This window comes from Geomobilimonas luticola (assembly GCF_018476905.1).
Lineage (GTDB): Bacteria > Desulfobacterota > Desulfuromonadia > Geobacterales > Geobacteraceae > Geomobilimonas > Geomobilimonas luticola.
On sequence record NZ_JAHCVK010000003.1, the window covers coordinates 162,177 to 182,069 of the forward strand.

19 protein-coding genes are annotated in these 19,893 nt (G+C 59.8%); 10 read left to right on the forward strand and 9 right to left on the reverse strand.

Annotated elements, in window-relative coordinates; translation table 11 throughout:
- Window positions 1–44: 44 nt before the first annotated feature.
- The 9 genes from hisD to rho form a co-directional block, all read right to left on the reverse strand.
- Window positions 45–1,334 carry a histidinol dehydrogenase gene (hisD, locus tag KI810_RS09755; RefSeq protein WP_214175342.1) on the reverse strand — a complete coding sequence of 430 codons (1,290 nt, stop codon included), beginning with the start codon at window positions 1,332–1,334 and terminating at the stop codon, window positions 45–47.
- A 161-nt stretch (window positions 1,335–1,495) separates the two neighbouring features.
- Window positions 1,496–2,134 carry an ATP phosphoribosyltransferase gene (gene hisG, locus KI810_RS09760; RefSeq protein ID WP_214175343.1) on the reverse strand — a complete coding sequence of 213 codons (639 nt, stop codon included), beginning with the start codon at window positions 2,132–2,134 and terminating at the stop codon, window positions 1,496–1,498.
- A 131-nt stretch (window positions 2,135–2,265) separates the two neighbouring features.
- Window positions 2,266–3,519 (reverse strand): UDP-N-acetylglucosamine 1-carboxyvinyltransferase, encoded by a 1,254-nt coding sequence (murA, locus tag KI810_RS09765; protein WP_214175344.1) that lies wholly within the window; start codon window positions 3,517–3,519, stop codon window positions 2,266–2,268.
- 84 nt (window positions 3,520–3,603) lie between these two features.
- Window positions 3,604–4,461, reverse strand: a complete 858-nt coding sequence (prmC, locus tag KI810_RS09770; RefSeq protein WP_214175345.1) for a peptide chain release factor N(5)-glutamine methyltransferase — start codon at window positions 4,459–4,461, stop codon at window positions 3,604–3,606.
- Window positions 4,462–4,595: 134 nt separating this feature from the next.
- Window positions 4,596–5,663: a peptide chain release factor 1 gene (gene prfA / locus KI810_RS09775; RefSeq protein ID WP_214175346.1), complete on the reverse strand. Its 1,068-nt coding sequence runs from the start codon at window positions 5,661–5,663 to the stop codon at window positions 4,596–4,598.
- Between the two features lie 82 nt (window positions 5,664–5,745).
- A complete protein-coding gene (locus KI810_RS09780; RefSeq protein WP_214175347.1) occupies window positions 5,746–6,663 on the reverse strand; it encodes a DUF1385 domain-containing protein in 918 nt (305 codons plus the stop codon).
- Window positions 6,664–6,706: 43 nt separating this feature from the next.
- Window positions 6,707–7,396 carry an FAD-dependent thymidylate synthase gene (gene thyX / locus KI810_RS09785; RefSeq protein WP_214175348.1) on the reverse strand — a complete coding sequence of 230 codons (690 nt, stop codon included), beginning with the start codon at window positions 7,394–7,396 and terminating at the stop codon, window positions 6,707–6,709.
- Window positions 7,397–7,557: 161 nt separating this feature from the next.
- The gene (gene rpmE, locus KI810_RS09790) at window positions 7,558–7,755 is read right to left on the reverse strand and encodes a 50S ribosomal protein L31 (protein WP_214175349.1); all 198 of its coding nucleotides are present in this window, start codon (window positions 7,753–7,755) and stop codon (window positions 7,558–7,560) included.
- A gap of 139 nt (window positions 7,756–7,894) precedes the next feature.
- On the reverse strand, window positions 7,895–9,142 hold the full coding sequence (rho, locus tag KI810_RS09795; RefSeq protein WP_214175350.1) for a transcription termination factor Rho: 1,248 nt from the start codon (window positions 9,140–9,142) through the stop codon (window positions 7,895–7,897).
- Between the two features lie 496 nt (window positions 9,143–9,638).
- Here rho and KI810_RS09800 point away from each other — a divergent pair, with 496 nt between their 5' ends.
- From KI810_RS09800 to KI810_RS09845, 10 genes are all read left to right on the forward strand, one after another.
- Window positions 9,639–10,328 (forward strand): PTS sugar transporter subunit IIA, encoded by a 690-nt coding sequence (locus KI810_RS09800; protein WP_214175351.1) that lies wholly within the window; start codon window positions 9,639–9,641, stop codon window positions 10,326–10,328.
- On the forward strand, window positions 10,325–12,307 hold the full coding sequence (locus KI810_RS09805) for a proton-conducting transporter transmembrane domain-containing protein (RefSeq protein WP_214175352.1): 1,983 nt from the start codon (window positions 10,325–10,327) through the stop codon (window positions 12,305–12,307). Before KI810_RS09800 ends, KI810_RS09805 begins: the two co-directional genes overlap by 4 nt.
- An 80-nt stretch (window positions 12,308–12,387) precedes the next feature.
- Complete coding sequence (locus tag KI810_RS09810; RefSeq protein WP_214175353.1) at window positions 12,388–13,296, forward strand: respiratory chain complex I subunit 1 family protein; 909 nt, start codon at window positions 12,388–12,390, stop codon at window positions 13,294–13,296.
- Window positions 13,297–13,302: 6 nt separating this feature from the next.
- Complete coding sequence (locus tag KI810_RS09815; protein WP_214175354.1) at window positions 13,303–13,941, forward strand: hydrogenase; 639 nt, start codon at window positions 13,303–13,305, stop codon at window positions 13,939–13,941.
- 270 nt (window positions 13,942–14,211) lie between these two features.
- On the forward strand, window positions 14,212–15,645 hold the full coding sequence (locus tag KI810_RS09820; protein ID WP_214175355.1) for a proton-conducting transporter transmembrane domain-containing protein: 1,434 nt from the start codon (window positions 14,212–14,214) through the stop codon (window positions 15,643–15,645).
- Window positions 15,642–17,162 carry a hydrogenase large subunit gene (locus tag KI810_RS09825; protein WP_214175356.1) on the forward strand — a complete coding sequence of 507 codons (1,521 nt, stop codon included), beginning with the start codon at window positions 15,642–15,644 and terminating at the stop codon, window positions 17,160–17,162. Before KI810_RS09820 ends, KI810_RS09825 begins: the two co-directional genes overlap by 4 nt.
- A 200-nt stretch (window positions 17,163–17,362) precedes the next feature.
- Window positions 17,363–17,692, forward strand: a complete 330-nt coding sequence (locus KI810_RS09830) for a hypothetical protein (protein WP_214175357.1) — start codon at window positions 17,363–17,365, stop codon at window positions 17,690–17,692.
- A gap of 27 nt (window positions 17,693–17,719) precedes the next feature.
- On the forward strand, window positions 17,720–18,331 hold the full coding sequence (locus KI810_RS09835; RefSeq protein ID WP_246525476.1) for an Nmad2 family putative nucleotide modification protein: 612 nt from the start codon (window positions 17,720–17,722) through the stop codon (window positions 18,329–18,331).
- Window positions 18,328–19,185 (forward strand): Nmad3 family putative nucleotide modification protein, encoded by an 858-nt coding sequence (locus tag KI810_RS09840; RefSeq protein ID WP_214175359.1) that lies wholly within the window; start codon window positions 18,328–18,330, stop codon window positions 19,183–19,185. Before KI810_RS09835 ends, KI810_RS09840 begins: the two co-directional genes overlap by 4 nt.
- Window positions 19,186–19,252: 67 nt before the next feature.
- Window positions 19,253–19,888, forward strand: coding sequence for a HEAT repeat domain-containing protein (locus KI810_RS09845; protein WP_214175360.1), 636 nt, complete (start codon window positions 19,253–19,255; stop codon window positions 19,886–19,888).
- Window positions 19,889–19,893 lie beyond the last annotated feature (5 nt).

Consider the following 19,893-nt stretch of genomic DNA (forward strand, 5'->3'; position numbering starts at 1 on the left):
AGGAATCCCGAAGGCCAACGCCGACATGGGGAAAAAGCTGCGGTTCACCAAAGGCGGATGCTGACCGATTTGCCGTGGGCTTCCAATCCTTCCAGCTCGGCGATCCTTACGATGTCTTTTCCCAGCCGGTTGAGCCCCCCCTGGCTGAAATAGACGATGGAAGACTTCTTCACGAAATCATCCACTGACAGGGGAGAGAAGAAGCGGGCGGTGCCGCCGGTTGGCAGGGTGTGGTTGGGGCCGGCCAGATAGTCACCCGCCGCCTCGGGGGTGAAGTGACCGAGGAAGATGGCGCCCGCATTCCTGATTTTCGGAAGGATGGCAAAGGGGTCGGCCACCGCCAGTTCCAGGTGCTCCGGCGCGATCCGGTTGGAAAAGACGATTGCCTCGTCCAGGGTGCCGGCGACGATGACCGCGCCATAGCATTCCCAGGACTTCCGGGCGATGCTCTCCCGTGACAGCTCCTTCAGCTGCCGCTCCACTTCCGCCGCCACCCGCTCGCCGAAATCACGGTCGGTGGTGATGAGGATGGAGGAGGCAAGCTCGTCGTGTTCCGCCTGGGAGAGGAGGTCGGCGGCGATGTGGGCCGGCGTGCCGCTCCCGTCGTTGATGACGAGGATCTCGGAGGGGCCGGCAATCATGTCGATTCCCACCTGGCCGAACACCAGCTTCTTGGCGGTCGCCACGTAGATGTTGCCGGGGCCGGTGACCTTGTCCACCCGCGGGACCGTCGCCGTACCGTAGGCAAGGGCCGCCACCGCCTGGGCGCCGCCGAGGCGGAAGACCCGGTCGACGCCGGAAAGCCGTGCCGCCACCAGCACGTGGGGATTGATCTCACCCCCCGGCGTCGGGGCGACCATGATCACTTCGCCGACACCGGCCACCTTGGCCGGCACCGCATTCATGATGACGCTGGAAGGATAGCTCGCCTTCCCGCCGGGAACGTAGATACCGACCCGCTCCAGAGGCGTCACCATCTGTCCGAGGAGAATGTCGGTCTCATCCGTGGAAAGCCAGGTCTCCTGCTTCTGCTTCTCGTGGAAGCGGGCAACCCGCTCCACCGCCAGCTTGAGGGCAGCCATGTCCGCTTCTTCCACCCGGGCGAAGGCTTCGTTGAACTCATCCTCCGTCACCTCCAGGGCAGCAACGGAACCGGCTTCCAGCCGGTCGAAACGCCGGGTGTAGTCGAGAAGCGCCACGTCACCCTGCGCCCGTACCGCCGCAATGATGTCGAGGACGACCTGCTCCACCTCCCGCCCGGTTTCTTCACCCCGGGCCAGAATGGCAGCAAATTCCGCGTCGAAGTTGGCATCGTGAATATGGAGAAATTTCATGCCTTATCCTTTGCTGGGTTAAGAATCTCGGAACCCCAGGTTGCTCAAAAGTGGCCGGATCGTCGCACCCGCAGAAATCCCGAAGGAGGCGTAGCAGCGCTACGCCGCACGACGCGGCGTTCGAGGACGGCGGCGAGATGGCTGCTTTTCAGCAACCTGTCTCATACGTGCTTCTCCAGACCTTGGATGATCTCGGTAATCCGCTGGTATTTCGTCTTCATGCTCGCCCGGTTGACGATGAGGCGGGTGGTGATCTCGGCAATGGTCTCCACCTCTACCAGGCCGTTCTGTTTCAGGGTCTCACCGGTGGAAACCAAGTCAACGATCCGCTCGGAGAGCCCCACCAGCGGCGCCAGTTCGATGGAGCCATAGAGCTTGATGATCTCCACCTGCACCCCCTTGCGGGTGAAATACTTCTCCGTGAAGTTGGGGTACTTGGTGGCGATCCGGATGTTGGTCCAGCCGGCCGGGTCGTCGTCGCGGGAGAGTTCCGCCGGTTCCGCCACCATCATCCGGCAGTAGCCGAACTTGAGATCCAGGGGCTCGTAGAGGTCCTTGTCCTGCTCCAGGAGCGTATCCTTGCCGACGATCCCCAGATCGGCGCAGCCGTACTCCACGTAAGTAGGAACATCGGTGGCCCGGACGATCATGTAGCGCATCTTCTGCACCGGATTCTCGAAGATAAGCTTGCGGGTATCGGAGAGGAGTTCCTCGCAGTCGATCCCGATCTTCTTGAAGAGGGCCACGGACTCCTGGAGGATACGCCCCTTGGGAATGGCGATTGTTATGAAGTCTTTCATGGTGTAACCTTCCGGATGTCGATTTTTCGCAAGGTCAAGGCGGCGAAGGAATCCCGCGGAGGCGTAGCCGCGCTACGCCGCACAAGGAGATTCTGAACGCCAACGCAGAGATTGCGGAAAAGCGGCATCCGTCACTCCTTTACTCTTTGGATGTCCGCGCCGAGCCCCGCCAGCTTTTTCTCTATGGACTCATACCCCCGGTCCAGGTGGTAGATGCGGGAAACCTCGGTGGTGTTGTCCGCTGCCAGTCCCGCCAGGATGAGGCAGGCAGAGGCGCGTAGGTCGGTGGCCATGACCGGGGCGCCGGAAAGCTTCTTTATCCCTTTTACCGTTGCGGTGTTCCCCTCGACGGTGATGTCGGCACCAAAGCGCATCAGCTCGGAGACGTGCATGAACCGGTTCTCGAAGATGTTCTCGCTGATGACGCTGGCCCCGTCGGCCAGGCACATGAGCGCCATGAACTGGGCCTGCATGTCCGTGGGGAAACCGGGATAGGGACGGGTCTTGATGTTGATCCCCCTGATCTTCCGCGGCCCCTTGACCCGCACTATGTTATCCTTGTTGATGATCTCCACGCCGACATCCTGCAGCTTGAAGACAAGGGCATCCAGGTGCTCCAGCTGCATGTTGCGGATCCTGATGTCGCCGCCGGTGATGGCCGCCGCGATCATGAACGTCCCCGCCTCGATCCGGTCCGGCATCACCCGGTGGCTGACCGGTCCCAGCTCGTTCACGCCGGTTATCCGGATGGTGTCAGTACCGGCACCTTCTATTTTCGCCCCCATGTTGTTGAGGACAATGGCCAGGTCGACGATCTCCGGCTCGCGGGCCGCGTTCTCCAGGATCGTCTCCCCCTTGGCGGTGGCGGCCGCCATCATGAGATGTTCGGTACCGCCGACGGTGGAGATGTCGAAATTGATCCGTGCCCCCCTGAGGCGTTTCGCCTTGGCCTCCACGTAGCCATGGGTGAGATTGATGTCCGCACCCAGAGCAGCCAGCCCCTTCAGGTGGAGGTTGATGGGACGTGCGCCGATGGCGCAGCCGCCGGGGAGCGACACCCGCGCCTTGCCAAGCCTTGCGAGGAGAGGGCCGAGAACCAGCACCGAAGCACGCATAGTCTTGACCAGCTCGTAGGTGGCCTCGTGGTTGTTCACGTTGGTGGTGTCGATACCGACCACATTGCCGTTCCCCTCGACCACCGCCCCCAGGGTTTCCAACACCTTGATGGTGGTGTTGATGTCCCGTAGGAACGGCACGTTGCTGATTTCGTTGCGGCCGGGGGCCAGGATGGTTGAAACGAAAATGGGGAGCGAGGCGTTCTTCGAACCGCTCACGGTGACCTCACCGGAGAGTTTCTTGCCACCTTTGATGATTAACTTATCCACTGCAGTACCTCTATCAGTAATGTAGGGGCGGCGCTTGCTCCGCCCATCTTGGTCCGGTAATCAGGGGCGCAGCAAGCAGCGCCCCTACGCCAGCCGTCCACCCACCACCCGCTCGATGCCGCTCGGGTCTCTGGCGGTAAAGATGTCGGTGAATACGCAGGTCCTCTCCAACAGCCCCTTGACAGCCGCTGCCTGGCCGATCCCCACCTCGAACAGGAGCCAGCCGCCGGGATTGAGGTGACTCGGTGCAGCCGGGGTTATGAGGCGATAGAAATCCAGCCCGTCGGCACCGCCGTCCAAGGCCTGGCGGGGCTCGAAATCCCGCACCTCAGGCTGGAGGCTCTCCAGGTCGACGGTGGGGATGTAGGGGGGATTGGAGACGATCAGGTCGAACCGCTCCGTTGGAAACGGCTCGAACAGCGAGCCCTCGAAGAGAGTAACCCGGACGGCATTGGCCTCGATGTTCTTCTCGGCCAGGGCCAGCGCCTCCGGCGACGCCTCTACTCCCATGACTTCCGCGCGGGGGAGAACCTTGGCCAGGGCAATGGCGATACAGCCGCTCCCGACGCCAATATCGAGGATCCGGCTTCCGTCCGCGGCCCGTTGCACTGCCTCCGCAACCAGCACCTCGGTGTCGTGGCGGGGGATCAGCACAGCCGGCGTCACCGCGAACTCAAGACCCATGAACTCCTGGCTGCCGAGAATGTATTGGAGCGGTTCGCGTCGAGCCCGCCGGGCCACCATTCCCCGTAACCGGGCCAATTCTGCCTCGGTCAGCGGCTTGTCGAAATTGAGATAGAGTCCGACCCGGTCGAGATCGAGCACCCCGCAAAGAAGCCACTCCGACTCCAGCCGGGCGTTCTCCACCCCCTTCTGGGCCAGGTACCCCTTGGTCCAGGTGAGAACCTTCAGAACCGTCCAGATTTCCTGTTTTTCTGACATAACTATTGCATTCTCAGGAACGCGATTTTTTCGCAAGGTCAAGGCGCCCGAGGCGCGACGCGGAGGCGTAGCAGCGCTACGCCGCACAAGGAGCAACGAAAGGCAACGCCGAGATTGCGGAAAAGGCGCGTTCCTCAAGCTGCTTCGGATTGTGCCTTCAGCGCTTCCATCTGATAGTACGCCCTGAGCCCGTCCACAATCTCGCCGATATCCCCCGCCATGATGGCATCGAGCCGGTAGAGGGTCAGGCCGATGCGATGATCGGTCATCCTCCCCTGGGGAAAGTTGTAGGTGCGGATCCGCTCGCTCCGGTCACCGGACCCGACCTGCTGCTTCCGGTCGGCGGCCAGCTTGGCATTCTGTTCCTGGAGGATGGTGTCCAGGATGCGGGTTTTCAGGACCTTCATGGCCTTGGCCCGGTTCTTTATCTGGCTCCGCTCTTCCTGGCAGGCCACCACCGTCCCCGTGGGGATATGAGTGATGCGGACCGCCGAGTCGGTAGTGTTGACGTGCTGGCCGCCGGCGCCGGATGAGCGGTAGACGTCGATCTTCAGGTCGGCGGGGTTAATGTCGATGTCAACGTCCTCCGCCTCGGCCATGATGGCGACCGTGCAGGCACTGGTATGAATGCGTCCCTGGGCCTCGGTCTCAGGAACCCGCTGGACCCGATGGGTCCCCGATTCGTACTTGAGTTTCGAGTAAACGCCATCCCCTTCCACCGAGGCGATGACCTCCTTGAAACCTCCCTTCTCCGACTCGGAGGCGGAGATGACCTCGACCCGCCAGCGGTTTGTCTCGGCAAAACGGCAGTACATGCGGAACAGGTCTCCCGCGAAGAGGGCCGCCTCGTCGCCGCCTGTCCCGGCGCGGATCTCCAGGATGACCCCCTTGCTGTCGTTAGGGTCCTTGGGAAGGAGCAGCAACCTGATCTCATCTTCGAGCCGTTCCCGCTCTTCCTGGAGAGATGCCATTTCTTCCTCGGCCATCCCTTTCATGTCCGGGTCGGACAGCAGTTCACGGTTCTCGTTCAGCTCGGCCAGCACCTTCCGATAGCGACGGTAGGCCGCAACCAGGTCGGTGAGGTCGGCATGCTCCCGGGAGAGCTTGCGAAACTCCGGCTGGTTGGCGATGACCGCCGGGTCGGACAGAAGCGCTTCCAGTTCCTGGTAGCGCCGTTCCAGTTCTTCGATTTTGTCGAACATCATGAAATCCTTAGCATAAACTGAGACCTACGGGACATAGTGGACTTATAGGTCTCATACGTCTCATACGTCCTATTGATTCTCAGATCACCAATCTGTCATCCTTGTACCCGCTATTCACCTCCAGTGCCTCTTCCATGGAGCGGATCGCCACTTCCAGCTGGCTGTCGTCCGGCTCCCGGGTGGTGAGTCGCTGCAGTCCCAGCCCCGGCGCGATAAGGAGCCTGACAATGGGAGACTGGTCGTTCTTGGCGCTCCACTTCAACAGCTCATAGGAGAGCCCCGCGATGAGGGGAAGGAGCACGATCCGGGAACCGGCCTTCAGGTAGAAAGGCCAGAGCTTGGGGATCAGGGAAAAGACCACGATGCTCACCAGCATGACGATGAGGAGAAAGCTCGTCCCACAGCGGGGGTGGAGACAGCTGTACTTGCGCACATTCTCCACCGTCAGTGCATCCCCCGCCTCGAAGGCGAAGATCGATTTGTGTTCCGCCCCGTGGTACTGGAAGACCCGCTGGATGTCGTTCATCCGGGAAATCGCAAAGATGTAGAGGATAAAAACCACCACCCGGATGACCCCGTCCACCAGATTGAAGACGATGTTGGAAGTACCGATGATAGGGGTGAGAAGCTTGGTCAGATAGAGGGGGAGGATGAAGAAGAGGAGGATGCCGAAACCGAACGCCACCGCCATGGTCCCTGCCATGGCCCAGGACGAAAGCTCCTGCTTCTCTTCCCCCTCCTTCTCCTCTTCGACCATCGCCTCGTTGGCGGAGAAGTTGAGTGCCTTGATCCCGGTGATGAGTGACGAAAAGAGGGCCACCGCCCCTCGCACGACGGGGAGTTTCACGATGGGAAAACGCTCCGACAGGGGGATTACTTCTTCCTTCCTGACGACAATGTCGCCGGTGGGGCGACGGACGGCGATGGCCAGGGAGCGGGGGGCGCGCATCATGACCCCTTCGATGACAGCCTGACCGCCGATGTTTATCTTTGACATTTGTTCCTCATGAGGAACGCGCTTTTCGCGTTCCTGGTGCATCCTACATGGTTCTGAACTTCTCCCGGACTTCCCTGATCCTGCCACAGGTCATGGTCCCTTCCGGGCAGGGGGCGGTGAGGCAGCCAGGGCCGGCATCCCGGAAGATGGTCGGCGCCACGCCCTTCACCAGCTTCAGCATTTCCACCGCCATGGCCCGGATCTCCCACTGGGCGCGCTCGCAGCAGCGAAGTTCGAAAAAATGGAGCAGTTCCCGCCCGTTCATGGTGACCAGTATCTTGGTTTCCGTGGCGTTGGGGAGCAGGTAACGGGCGTCCTCGGCGGGAATCCCCGCCTCCACCATCTCGCCATAGACCTGGTGCAGCGCCTGCAACTGGGCTTCGAACCGGGCCAGCAGTTCCGAACGCTCGGCGACGGTGGGGGGAACGACCGCACGGAACCGCTCCTTGTGGGAGACATACCGTTGGGACTGCTGGGAGTAGGAAGCGACCCGGTGGCGCACCAGCTGATGCGAGGTCACCCGGGATATCCCCTCGATGCCGAAGGTGAAGGAGGCATGCTCCAGCACCGACTGGTGCCCCAGGGACATGATCTTGTCGAGAAACGCCTCGATGTCGGCAGTGCCCAGTTTCTGCTTCAGTTCGTCGATGTCCACGGGGGAATAGCAGAGCCGGGCCGCCAGGGCCACCGTCAGTTCCGGCTCGGGGGTATGCTGAAGAAGGGCAACTTTCACGCCGACTCCTCGGAAGGATTAATGAAGCATTATCGCATATCTTGCAGCGCCAAGACAACCGCCAAAATGGCACCCCCCGTCGAAGCAGGGAGCAGAAAAACAATAAGGGGATTTCGCCAGCGACAAAATCCCCTTACCAAACCTGTCACCCCACGGGGTGCTTACATTCCGTAGCGCTTCTTGAATCTCTCGACACGGCCGGCTGTGTCGATCAGCTTCTGCTTGCCGGTGAAGAACGGATGGCATGCGGAGCAGATCTCGGTGCTGATCTCCGACTTGGTGGAACGGGTCTGGAAGGTGTTGCCGCACAGGCACTTGACCGTCACTTCTTCATACTTGGGATGGATTCCTTCTTTCATCTCTTCCTCCTTACGCCGGGTAAGTGCCGGCGGTATCATTATTCGGTCACTCGAAAGGTCTAAAAGTAACACTATCGACTTATTTTTTCAAGACATTTTTCGCTACCGCGCCATCGGCGGGAATTGCTCCACTGGCGGGCTATTTGCTCATGGAATCGAGGAAATCCTGGTTTCCCTTGGTCTCGGCGAGCTTGGAGAGAAGGAACTCCATACTGTCCACCACGTTCATGGGGTGGAGCACCTTGCGGAGAATCCAGATACGGTTGAGGGAGCTCTTTTCGATGAGAAGCTCTTCCTTGCGGGTGCCGGACTTGTTGATATCGATGGCCGGAAAGGTCCGTTTCTCCACCAGCTTCCGGTCCAGGTGGACCTCCATGTTGCCGGTCCCCTTGAACTCCTCGAAAATGACCTCGTCCATCTTGCTCCCCGTATCGATGAGGGCAGTGGCGATGATGGTGAGAGAGCCCCCCTCTTCGATGTTGCGGGCTGCGCCGAAAAAGCGTTTCGGCTTGTGGAGGGCGTTGGAATCGACCCCCCCGGAGAGAATCTTGCCGGAAGGGGGGATGACGGTATTGTAGGCCCGGGCCAGGCGGGTTATGGAGTCGAGGAGGATCACCACGTCCCGCTTGTGCTCCACGAGCCGCTTCGCTTTTTCGATGACCATCTCGGCCACCTGGACGTGGCGGGTTGCCGGTTCGTCGAAGGTGGAGGAAACCACCTCACCCTTTACCGACCGCTGCATGTCGGTTACCTCTTCCGGCCGCTCGTCGATGAGAAGGACAATGAGATAGACTTCCGGATGGTTCTCGGCGATGGAATTGGCGATGTTCTGGATCAGCATGGTCTTGCCGGTCCGCGGGGGGGCGACGATCAGGCCGCGCTGACCCTTGCCGATAGGCGAAATCAGTTCCATGACCCGCATCGGCATATTGTCGGGAGCGGTCTCCAGTTTCAGCTTCTCATCGGGATAGAGAGGGGTGAGGTTGTCGAAGAGGATCTTGTCCCGCGCCACTTCGGGAGGTTCGAAGTTGACCGTCTCCACCTTGAGAAGGGCAAAGTAGCGTTCCCCCTCCTTGGGGGGGCGGATCTGGCCGGAAACAGTGTCGCCGGTATGGAGGTTGAAGCGGCGGATCTGGCTGGGGGATACGTAGATGTCATCGGGGCCCGGAAGATAGTTGTAGTCAGGTGCCCGGAGAAAACCGAAGCCGTCAGGGAGGGTTTCCAGCACCCCTTCACCGAAGATCATGCCGTTCTTCTCGGTCTGGGCATTGAGGATGGCGAAGATCATATCCTGCTTGCGCAGGCTGGATGCCCCTTCGATGTTGAGCCCCTTGGCGATGGCGGTAAGCTCGCTGATCTTCTTGTTCTTCAGTTCCTGTAGGTTCATCGGTTCTCCTGATTGGGGCAGTTAGGGCTACTACGCTGGAAATGTTCGGGGGAAATTGGTTTGTGATCGGCTGGGCACGGTATGCCGTCCGAAAGGATATATCCTGGCAGAATGGTCACTGAATGTAGTATGCGTGCGAAATTCTTGGATCGGGGTACCGTTTAACAAACAGGGTCGGGATGACGATAGAATTGAATAGAAAGAACCGACATGAGTTTTGCGAGGATAGGTAATCTATTAACCGCTCTTGTGTGGTTTGTCAACAGAATTTATGCGGCACCCTCCCCTACTGCAACTGGCGCTGCGTCCAGTCGCGGTGATATCCGCGAAATGGTGTCGGCCTCGCCACGAAATATCCGGATTAATCAGTTGACGGATAGACCATGACGGCATATAATCCTGTTCTATTAACACATAACCTCGTACTTGCCACCCTATAAAGCGCTGACGGGAGAGCACATCCGTCAAGCCGCGCCAGTTACCATGGGGGTTCCCGATGCTCCTCTCCGTAGCAGAAGCAGCAAGACTGCTCCAGGTGGATGAAAAAACCGTCCACGCCTGGATACGGAAAGAAGGGCTCGCCGCCAGCAAGATGAACGACCAGCTCCGCCTCAACCGCGTGGACCTCCTGGAATGGGCAACGGAGCACAACATCAAAGTCTCCCCCGAGATATTCGCCGCCACGCCGGAAGAGGAGGAAGAGCCGCTTCCCACCCTCGCAGAAGCCCTGGCGGCAGGAGGAATCCATTACGACGTTCCGGGAGGGGACCCGCCGAACGTCCTCCGGGAAGTAGTCGCACTCCTAAAGCTCCCCCCCCAGGTCGACCCCGACTTTCTCCTCCAGGTCCTGCTGGCCAGGGAAGCGCTCGGCACCACCGCCATCGGCAACGGTATCGCCATCCCCCATGTCCGCAACCCGATCCTTCTCCACGTGACGGCTCCCCTCGTCACCCTCTGCTTTCTCGCCCAGCCGACCGATTTCAAGGCCCTCGACTCCCTGCCGGTCCAGACCCTCTTCACCCTGGTGAGCCCCACCGTCAAGACTCACCTCCACCTCCTGGCAAAGCTCGCCTATGCCCTGCGGGACGAACGCTTTCAGGATGTTCTGCGACGTCGGGCCGATGCGGCCGAGATCATGACAACCGTCGCAGCGATCGAAGCCGGTCTGCCGAAGGGGAGCCGATGACCGCCGGCACCTTCATCATCGCCGCCATCCTGATGGCCGCCCTGTCGGGGATACCGGCCCTGTTTCTCCGCAACCGTTCCCTGGGCCAGAAATTGGCCACGGTCATACTTGTTTTCGGCAGCCTGATCGGCCTGGCCGGCGCCATGGCCATCCTCGTCACCGGGCAGGCCGAGACCTACGTCGTCGCGTGGAGCCTCCCCTTCGGTCCCTGCGAAATCGGCCTCGACCCCCTTGGAGCCATATTTCTCCTGGCCGTGTTCGTCATCTCCGGCAGCTGCGCCGTCTACGCCGCCGGCTACTGGCCGGCGGACGACAATCCCGCCACCGTGCACCGGATCACCTTCTTCTTCGGCCTGCTGACCGCCTCCCTCGCGCTCCTCGTCACCGCCCGGAACGGAGTGTTGTTCCTCATGGCCTGGGAGATAATGGCCCTTTCCTGCTACTTCCTGCTCAGTACGGAAGACGAAAAACCCGACGTGCGGGAAGCGGCCACCCTCTACCTGATCACCACCCATCTGGGCACCCTGGCCCTGTTCGCCATGTTCTCCCTCCTGCGGGGTGCCGCCGGGTCGTTTCTCTTCCCTGCAGCCGGCTCCCTGAACGCAGCCACCCCCCTGGCCACCGGGATATTCGTCACCGCCCTCCTCGGCTTCGGCCTCAAGGCTGGACTCATGCCGCTCCACATCTGGCTTCCGTCGGCCCACGCCAACGCCCCGAGCCACGTCTCCGCCCTCATGTCGGGAGTGCTGATCAAGATGGGGATCTACGGCCTGGTCCGGACCCTTTCCCTGTTCCACCACGTCCCCCTCTGGTGGGGGATAACGGTGCTCACCATCGGCATCGTTTCCGGCGTGGCAGGGGTCGCCTTCGCCATCGGGCAGCACGACCTGAAGCGCCTCCTCGCCTACCACAGCATCGAGAATATCGGCATCATCGCCATGGGAATCGGCGTGGCACTCATCGGCCAGACCCTAGGGAATTCGACCCTCGTTCTCCTCGGCATGGCCGGGGCGCTGCTCCACGTGCTGAATCACGCAACCTTCAAGTCGCTCCTCTTCCTCTGCGCCGGCGCGGTGATCCATGCCACGGGTACCCGCGAGATAGACCTGTTGGGGGGGCTGGCCCGGCGCATGCCCTACACCTCCGCCTTTTTCCTCGTGGGGGCGGTGGCAATCTGTGGCCTTCCCCCCCTGAACGGCTTCGTCAGCGAATTCCTCATTTACGTCGGTCTGTTCTCGGGCATCCTGGACGAAGGGGGGGCCGCCGTGGCGGTTCTTGCCCTGGCAGCACCAGCCCTCGCCCTGATCGGGGGACTAGCTGCGGCATGCTTCGTCAAGGTCTATGGAATTGCATTTCTCGGCATACCCCGATCGGAGAAGACGAACCATGGCCACGAGGCGGTACGGGTCATGCTGGCCCCCATGGCTCTCCTGGCGGTCATCTGCCTGGGAATCGGGCTCTTCCCCCTCGTACTGGCCGCTCCTCTGGCCGGAGCAGTGCACTCCTGGCAACCGGACGCCGGAATGACGGGATATGCTCTCACGGCCGCCGCACCCCTCGGTTGGATCACTATCCTGGGACTGGTTCTGATCTGCCTTGCGGGCGGCATTGCCCTGCACTTCGTCGGCCGTCTCAAGGCGGAGCCGGTCGCCGGTGGCGTCACCTGGGACTGCGGCTACCTCCGACCAGCACCCCGCATGCAGTACACCGCATCTTCATTCGCGGAACTGCTGGTCAAGACCTTCGCCGGCATCCTCCACCCCCACGTGACCTCGCCGGCCATGAAGGAGCCGCTCCCTGGCCCGGCCCGCTTCGCCAGCCATGTGCCGGAGACCATGCTGGAACACGTGTTCATGCCGGTCCTGCGCCTCGCCAACGATCGGCTTGCCCAGCTCAGGAGACTGCAGCACGGACAGCTCCACCTCTACATCCTCTACACCTTCGTCACCCTGGTGGTGCTGCTCATATGGGCATACTGAAGCAATTTTGAGTTTTGAATTATGAATTTTGAGTTAACGACACAAACCATGCAGCACAAATCGGGACTACCAGACAACCCATGACCGACATCATCGTCCACCTGCTCCTCGTTATCCTGATGCCGCCGCTCCTGCTCGGGATCATCGCCCGGACCAAGGCGGTGTTCGCCGGCCGGACCGGTGCGCCCTACCTGCAGCCCTATTACGACATCCTCCGGCTGCTGCGCAAGGGGTCGGTGTTCAGCGACACCACTACCTGGGTGTTCCGGGCCGGGCCGGTCGTCACCCTCGCCGCGACAGTAACGGCAGCCCTGCTCATCCCCCTCGGCAACCACCCCGCCCCCCTCGCCTTCACCGGCGACATGATCCTGTTCGCCTACCTGTTCGGGCTGGCCCGTTTCTTCACCATGGCAGCGGCTCTGGATACCGGCTCCAGCTTCGAGGGGATGGGGGCGGCCCGGGAGGCCACCTTCTCCTGCCTGGCGGAACCGACCCTCTTCTTCGCCCTGGTCGTGCTCGCCCGGCTCACCGGCTCCCTCTCCCTCACCGACATGCTCACCCGGGCCGCCGCCGGCAACTGGCTCGGCACCGGCGCGGCCATGCTCCTGTTGACCGGCGGGCTGTTCATCGTGCTTCTGGCGGAAAACTGCCGCATCCCCTTCGACGACCCGAACACCCACCTGGAACTGACCATGATCCACGAGGTGATGGTGCTTGACCACAGCGGCCCCGCCTTCGGCTACATTCTCTACGGCGCCGCCCTCAAGCTGTTCGTGCTCGGCGCCTTTTTCATCCAGGTGGCGCTCCCGTTCAAGACCGGCGTCGGTCCCGTGGACTGGGTGGTCTTCATCGGCACGATGATCCTTCTCGCCATCGCCATCGGCGTGGTGGAGTCCATCATGGCGCGGCTCAGGCTGATCCGCATCCCCCAGATGCTCGTGGCGGCCACCATCCTGTCCGCCTTCGCCATGCTCCTGATGTTGAGGTAAGAATCCATGAGTTCTTTTGCCGACCAGCTGCTCGTCCTCGTCATGCTCATCAACTTCGCCGTCCTCGGCTCGAGCCGGATCGCCCTCGCCATCCGTGCCGTGGCGGCCCAGGGAGTGGTCCTCGGACTCCTGCCGTGGCTCATCCACCCCTTCTCCTGGCATCTGCTGGCCATCATGGTCGGCATCATCCTCGCCAAGGGGGTTCTCATCCCCTGGCTTCTCACCGGCGCCGTCAACAAGGCGGAGATCCGGCGGGAAACGGAACCGTTCGTCGGCTACGTCACCACCCTCATCATCGGGGCACTCCTGACCGCATTCGCATTCGTCTTCGCCGGGAAACTGCCGCTGGCGCCGGCTCACCAGGGGCTCCTGTTCGTCCCCGCATCCGTGGCCACGGTACTGACCGGATTTCTCGTCCTCACCACCCGGCGCAAGGCGATCACCCAGGTTATCGGCTACCTGGTCCTGGAAAACGGCATCTTCATCTTCGGCCTGCTCCTGACCGAGGCGATGCCGGTCATGGTGGAAGCGGGGGCGCTTCTCGACCTCCTGGTCGGCATCTTCGTCATGGGGATCATCATCAACCACATCAGCCGCGAGTTTTCGTCGATCGACACATCGCGCCTGACCACTTTGAAAGAATGAACACTACACTTGAATCTCCGGGAATTGAGCGTCTTGTGGAGCGAATGTGCCCGAGAGCCTGCCGCTGTAGGCGATATGGAGCAGAGCAGGTCGATCGTGTTCGAACCCGTCAGGGTGAGTTGATCGACCGGCGCGGAATGAGCCGTACAGCGGCGGATCGAGGGGACTCTGAGCGTAACAGGGCGCTCAATTCCCACGAACTCATCGTACTGCCATCGCTCAACCTTGAACACTGAACCTTAACCCCATACGTCCCCAGGAACGCTGCTTATGCTCTACAGCCTCATCATACTCCCCCTGGTCGGCGCCCTCATCGCCTGGCTTATCCCCGGTGACCGGCTGCGGCCGTTGCTGTTGCCCCTGTTCGGCGCGCTCCATACCGCCCTGACCATCGGCGTGCTGATCATCACGCCGCTCCCCTCTCCCAACGACTGGATACACCTGGATGCGCTGGGGAAGGTGGTGCTGCTCGGCATCAGTGTCCTGTTCCTGGTCTGCGCCGTCTACGCCGTCGGCTACCTCGGCTACCGCCGGGAGCGGAGCAACCGCGTGCTCTGCGCGGGGCTCCTCATCTGCCTGTCCGCCATGTCGCTGGTCTGTACGGCCCATCATCTGGGGCTTCTCTGGGTGGCCATTGAAACCACCACCGTCTCCATGGCCCCCCTCATCTACTTCAACCGGAATGCCCGCTCCATCGAGGCGACCTGGAAATACATGCTCATCTGCTCCGTGGGGATCGCCCTCGCCCTCATGGGGCTCTTCTTCCTTGCCTACTCCACCATGGTCGCGGGCCAGGAACCGACCCTGCTCCTGGAGCCGCTCATCGCGTCGGCCCGCAACCTCTCCCCCGACTGGCTCAAGGCAGCCTTCATTTTCCTGCTGGTCGGTTTCGGCACCAAGATGGGGCTGGCGCCGCTTCACACCTGGAAGCCGGACGCCTACGGCGAGGCTCCGGGGCTCGTGGGGGCGCTTCTGGCGGGGGGGCTCGTGAACTGCGCCTTTATCGGCATCGCCCGGATCTACCAGATCTGCACCGCGGCCGGCAATCCCGGTTTCTTCCTCGATACCCTCCTGATCATGGGGCTCATCTCCATGGGATTCGCCGCGGTCTTCATGGTGAACCAGTCCGATTTCAAGCGGATGCTCGCCTATTCCAGCGTCGAGCACGTGGGGATCCTGGCCGTCGCCCTGGGACTGGGGAAAGGGGCACTGTTCGGCGCCATCTTCCACCTTGTCAACAACGGTCTCACCAAGGGGGTGCTGTTCCTCTCCTCCGGCAACATCCACCGCTCCTACAACAGCAAGAACACCAGCCAGGTAAAGGGGGTGCTGCGGAGGCTCCCCTGGTCAGGGGGGCTGTTCCTCGCCGGCTTCTTCGCCATCACCGGCTCGCCGCCGTTTTCACCGTTCCTCAGCGAATTTTCCATCGTCAGCAGCGCCTTCCACCAGGAAAGGAACGTGACCAGCGGACTGTTCCTCCTCTTCCTGGCGGTAATCTTCATCGGCATGGCCTCCACCGTCCTCCCCCTCGTTTCCGGAGAAGAACCGGCGGAGGCGGTCCGAACCCCCTACCGGGACAGGCTTCTCACCGTCGGGCCGCCGCTTGTCACCATGCTCCTCGTGCTCATGCTCGGGCTCTGGCTCCCCGAACCGCTCCGGCGGCTCCTCACGGATGCCGCAGCGCTCCTGGAGGTGCGGCCATGACCGGGTCCCTGCACACCTTCCACAACGGCGAAGCATTTCCCCTGGCGGATGTTCCCTTCCTTGCCACCGACGACTTCATGCAGAAGCTCATTGATGCCGTCGACGGCGGCTGGCGGGTCTCTTCCTACTTCGGGGCACCGGCCGGCGAGACGGTTGCACTCTATGCCATTCTCGCCTACAAGAAGAAAGGGCTCCTGGGGATCATGGCGACCACCGTCAACGGCGAAGCCTTCCCCTCCCTCACCCCCATCATCCCCCAGCTCCACCTCTTCGAGCGGGAGATCGCCGAAGAAACGGGGCTTCTTCCCGACGGCCACCCCGGGCTCAAGCCGGTCCGTTTCCACCGCTCGTTCCGGCCGGGGCACGATGCCTGGGGGAGGGCGCCCGGGGAACCGATCCTGCCGGGGGTCATGGAGTTCTACCGGGTGGAGGGGGAGGAGGTCCACGAGGTGGCGGTCGGCCCGGTCCACGCCGGCATCATCGAGCCGGGACATTTTCGCTTCCAGTGCCACGGCGAGGAGGTCTTCAACCTGGAGATATCCCTCGGCTACCAGCACCGGGGGATCGAGGCGGGACTCGCAGGCGGTCCCCACCCCCGCACCCTCTACCGGATGGAAACCCTCGCCGGGGACACCACCGTCGGCCACAGCCAGGCCTACTGCATAGTGCTGGAAGCCCTCGGCGGCATGCCGGTGCCGGCCCGGGCCGAGGTGCTGCGCGGCATCGCCCTGGAACTGGAACGGCTTGCCAACCATACCGGCGACCTGGGTGCGCTGGCCGGCGATGTCGGCTACCTACCCACCGCCTCCTACTGCGGCCGCATCCGGGGGGACTTCCTCAACATGAGCGCGGTCCTCTGCGGCAGCCGCTTCGGCCGGGGGCTCATCCGTCCCGGCGGCGTCGGCTTCGACTGCAGCCACAGACAGCAGGAAGACCTTCTCGCCCGCCTTGACGCGGCCAGGAACGACCTGACCAGTGCCGTGGATCTCCTCTGGAACTCGCCGTCGGTCATGGCCCGCTTCGAGGGGACCGGAAGGGTGGATACGGAAACAGGACGGGAAATCGGGCTGGTGGGCCCGCCCGCCCGGGCCTGCGGGCTCAACCGCGACGTGCGCCGCGACCACCCCTTCGGCATCTTCCGGATGAGCCAGATACCGGTGGTGACCGCCCCCACCGGCGACGTGTACGCCCGTGCCCTGGTCCGCTGGATGGAGGCGGAAAAATCCCTCGAATTCCTGGCGGAACAGCTCCGCCAGCTCCCCGGCAAGGATATCCGCACCGGTCTGAAACCGCCGGGCGGCGGCATGGTGGCAGTGGCACTGACGGAAGGGTGGCGGGGGGAGATCTGCCACGTCGCCATCACCGACGCCGCGGGACGCTTCGCCCGCTACAAGGTCACCGACCCGTCGTTCCACAACTGGACCGGCCTCTCCCTGGCCCTCAGGAACGAGCAGATCTCCGACTTCCCCCTCTGCAACAAGAGCTTCAACCTGTCGTACTGCGGGTTCGATCTGTAGCGGCAAAGTGGCAACTGCGCGAAGATGTGCTGGAGGCGAGAATTCCTGTTGAATTTCTGGATGGCGGCATTAAACGGTAAGTTACACATATAAGTAATCAACTAGGTTACCTATAAAATAAACAAATTGCCTGTAACAGAAACAAGTTACTTATATAGGGGAACATACTAACAATTAGTGTTAGTCAAAGGAGTAATCAAATGAGTAATGAAATTTCTATTAGAGAAATGCTAAAAAATGATTTCGGAGTTGATTTGCCAATTTCAGGCGGTTGGGGTAACACGATCGAAAATGCTGTTATAGTGCATTACGGGATACCGAATGATTATGTTTCAGTAGAGCACAGCTATCTAAAATTATTAGGAATGGGTAGGCAAGTATCATGGAAACGAATTCAGCAGCAATTACTGACTGTTGGAGATCGAAAATATGATAAATTGAAGATTGAAGTAACTCAAGAAACTGAATCTGAAATTAGTACTACTATTGAAAATTACTATTTTGATATCACCGATTGTTTTGGAAAGTAACCCTTTTACCTGCGGCAAGGAATAATGATGAGATTGTTTTCTTACATTGTCACCCACGATACAGGATTCGCACCAAATCCGTTCTGGGGATTTTGCACGCTTGCGAACTGTAAACCTGCAATACGACGGGCGGCTAATGTGGGAGACTGGATAGTCGGAATAAGTCCCAAAGCCAAGGGTAATAAGCTAATTTATGCCATGCAGGTTAATGAGATACTCACATACGAGCAGTATTTCAATGATGAGCGTTTTTCAGAAAAAATCCCATACTACAACAGCAAGGTGGTTCACAAACGTGGTGACAATATCTACAGGCCCCTACAAAACGGGAATTTCCAGCAGCTTCAGTCCATGCATTCCAATGGAGACAGCGAAAATCCCACTACAAAAGCCCACGATCTAGGCGGGATAAAAGTTTTAATCGCTCATAATGATAATTTTTACTACCATGGCTCAAAAGCGCTTGTACTCCCGACAGACCTCAACGTGTTAAAGGTCGGCAGAGCACACAAAAACAGATTTTCCCCAGAGGTAATTACCGCATTCCTTAATTTCATATCCAACCAGCAATCAGGAGTCAATGCTCCTCCATACTCTTGGCCACCGAATGATAATTCATGGAAAAGGAGTTGGCCTTGAAAATTATCTTCAGTAGAAAAGGATTCGACTCCGCTTCAGGAGGCAAACCAAGCCCGATCCTCCAAGATGGACGCATGGTATCTCTTCCTATTCCAGACAAGAACTCTCCGATACGATATTCGGACATACATTGGCAAGAATTCAACATTGGAAATATTGTCTCTGACTTGACCAAAGGAAAGATACCGGCGACACATTTTGCACACCTTGACCCGGACCTATGCAGTGAAAGCCTTCCTAGACTTCCAGAATGGAAGCCGATTTTGGGACAAACTGGCGCTGCACAAGGACACCTCCGAAATAACGGTGTGACAACAGGCGATATTTTTCTGTTTTTCGGACTGTTTCGCCAGGTTGCATGCCGTAGTGGAAAAGTAGAATGGGACATCGACTCCCCTCTGCGTCACGTTTTGTGGGGTTGGCTCCAGATTGATGAAATCCTGAAAGTGGATGACTACGACCATTCGCGCTACAAGTGGGCCGAGTATCATCCGCATTTTCATAGAAATGAGGAAACTAACAACACCGTCTATGTGTCCAAAAAGTACCTTACCCTACCAGAATTGAGCGCTAGGGACGTCGCAGGTGCTGGCGTTTTCTCAAAATATTCAGATCAACTGCAATTGACAGCACCAAATGCAAAAACACCGAGTGTTTGGGAGCTTCCGCAATGGTTCTATCCTCATAACGGAAAACCAACATTCACATATCACGCTGATATGACAAGGTGGCAACAAAGCGAGCGTAGCACAATATTGAAAACTGCTGCCAGAGGACAAGAATTCATTCTTGACTGTAAAGAACATCCTGAGGCAATCGGCTGGCTTAAGAAAATACTGACAAGCACCAGATAACTTCTGCTAACCATCGGCAATGAGCCTATGGGGTCAGGACTTGAGAGTTTGAATATGGGGGATGAACATGGGAATTAGACGTTGTTGCCGGTTTATTTTGTGGACACTGTTTCTGGCGTTTTTTTGGGGCACTGTCGCGTTAGCTGCTACGCCGATGTACCATGGAAAGTCCGCCGAGCAGTGGCTGGACATGCTCAGTCAGTCAGATGAGGATATCCGTGCCCAGGCATTTACTGAGCTTATACAAGCCGATCAAAGCGGTGGCGAAGTGCTCCTGGCTTTCCTGGGAAGTCCTAACCCGAATCTGCGGACTATCGCCGTGATGGGTTTGAATCACATGGCTCCCGCATATCCCGCATCGATTCCGGAACTGGCCGAAGCTTCGCTGGACGTCAATCTGAACGTCCGATACTGGGCCTTGTCCGCACTTAAGAAGTATGGGAATAAAGCTGGATCTGCACTACCCAACATCATCCGGGCTTTGGAGACCTACCAAGGGAAAGGTCCGGCACTTGATGGCCCGGATCGGTATTACGCCGATGCGCGTGCCCGTGCAGCAGAAGCTCTCGGCAATATTGGTTCCGCTGCGCAAGCAGCCATTCCCGCCTTGGAAAATGCACTGCAAGACCCGTCTCCCATGGTAAGGGAATCAGCGAAACGCGCTCTGGAATTGATAAGGGTGCCTTCACAAAAAGCAGAATAGCCCGA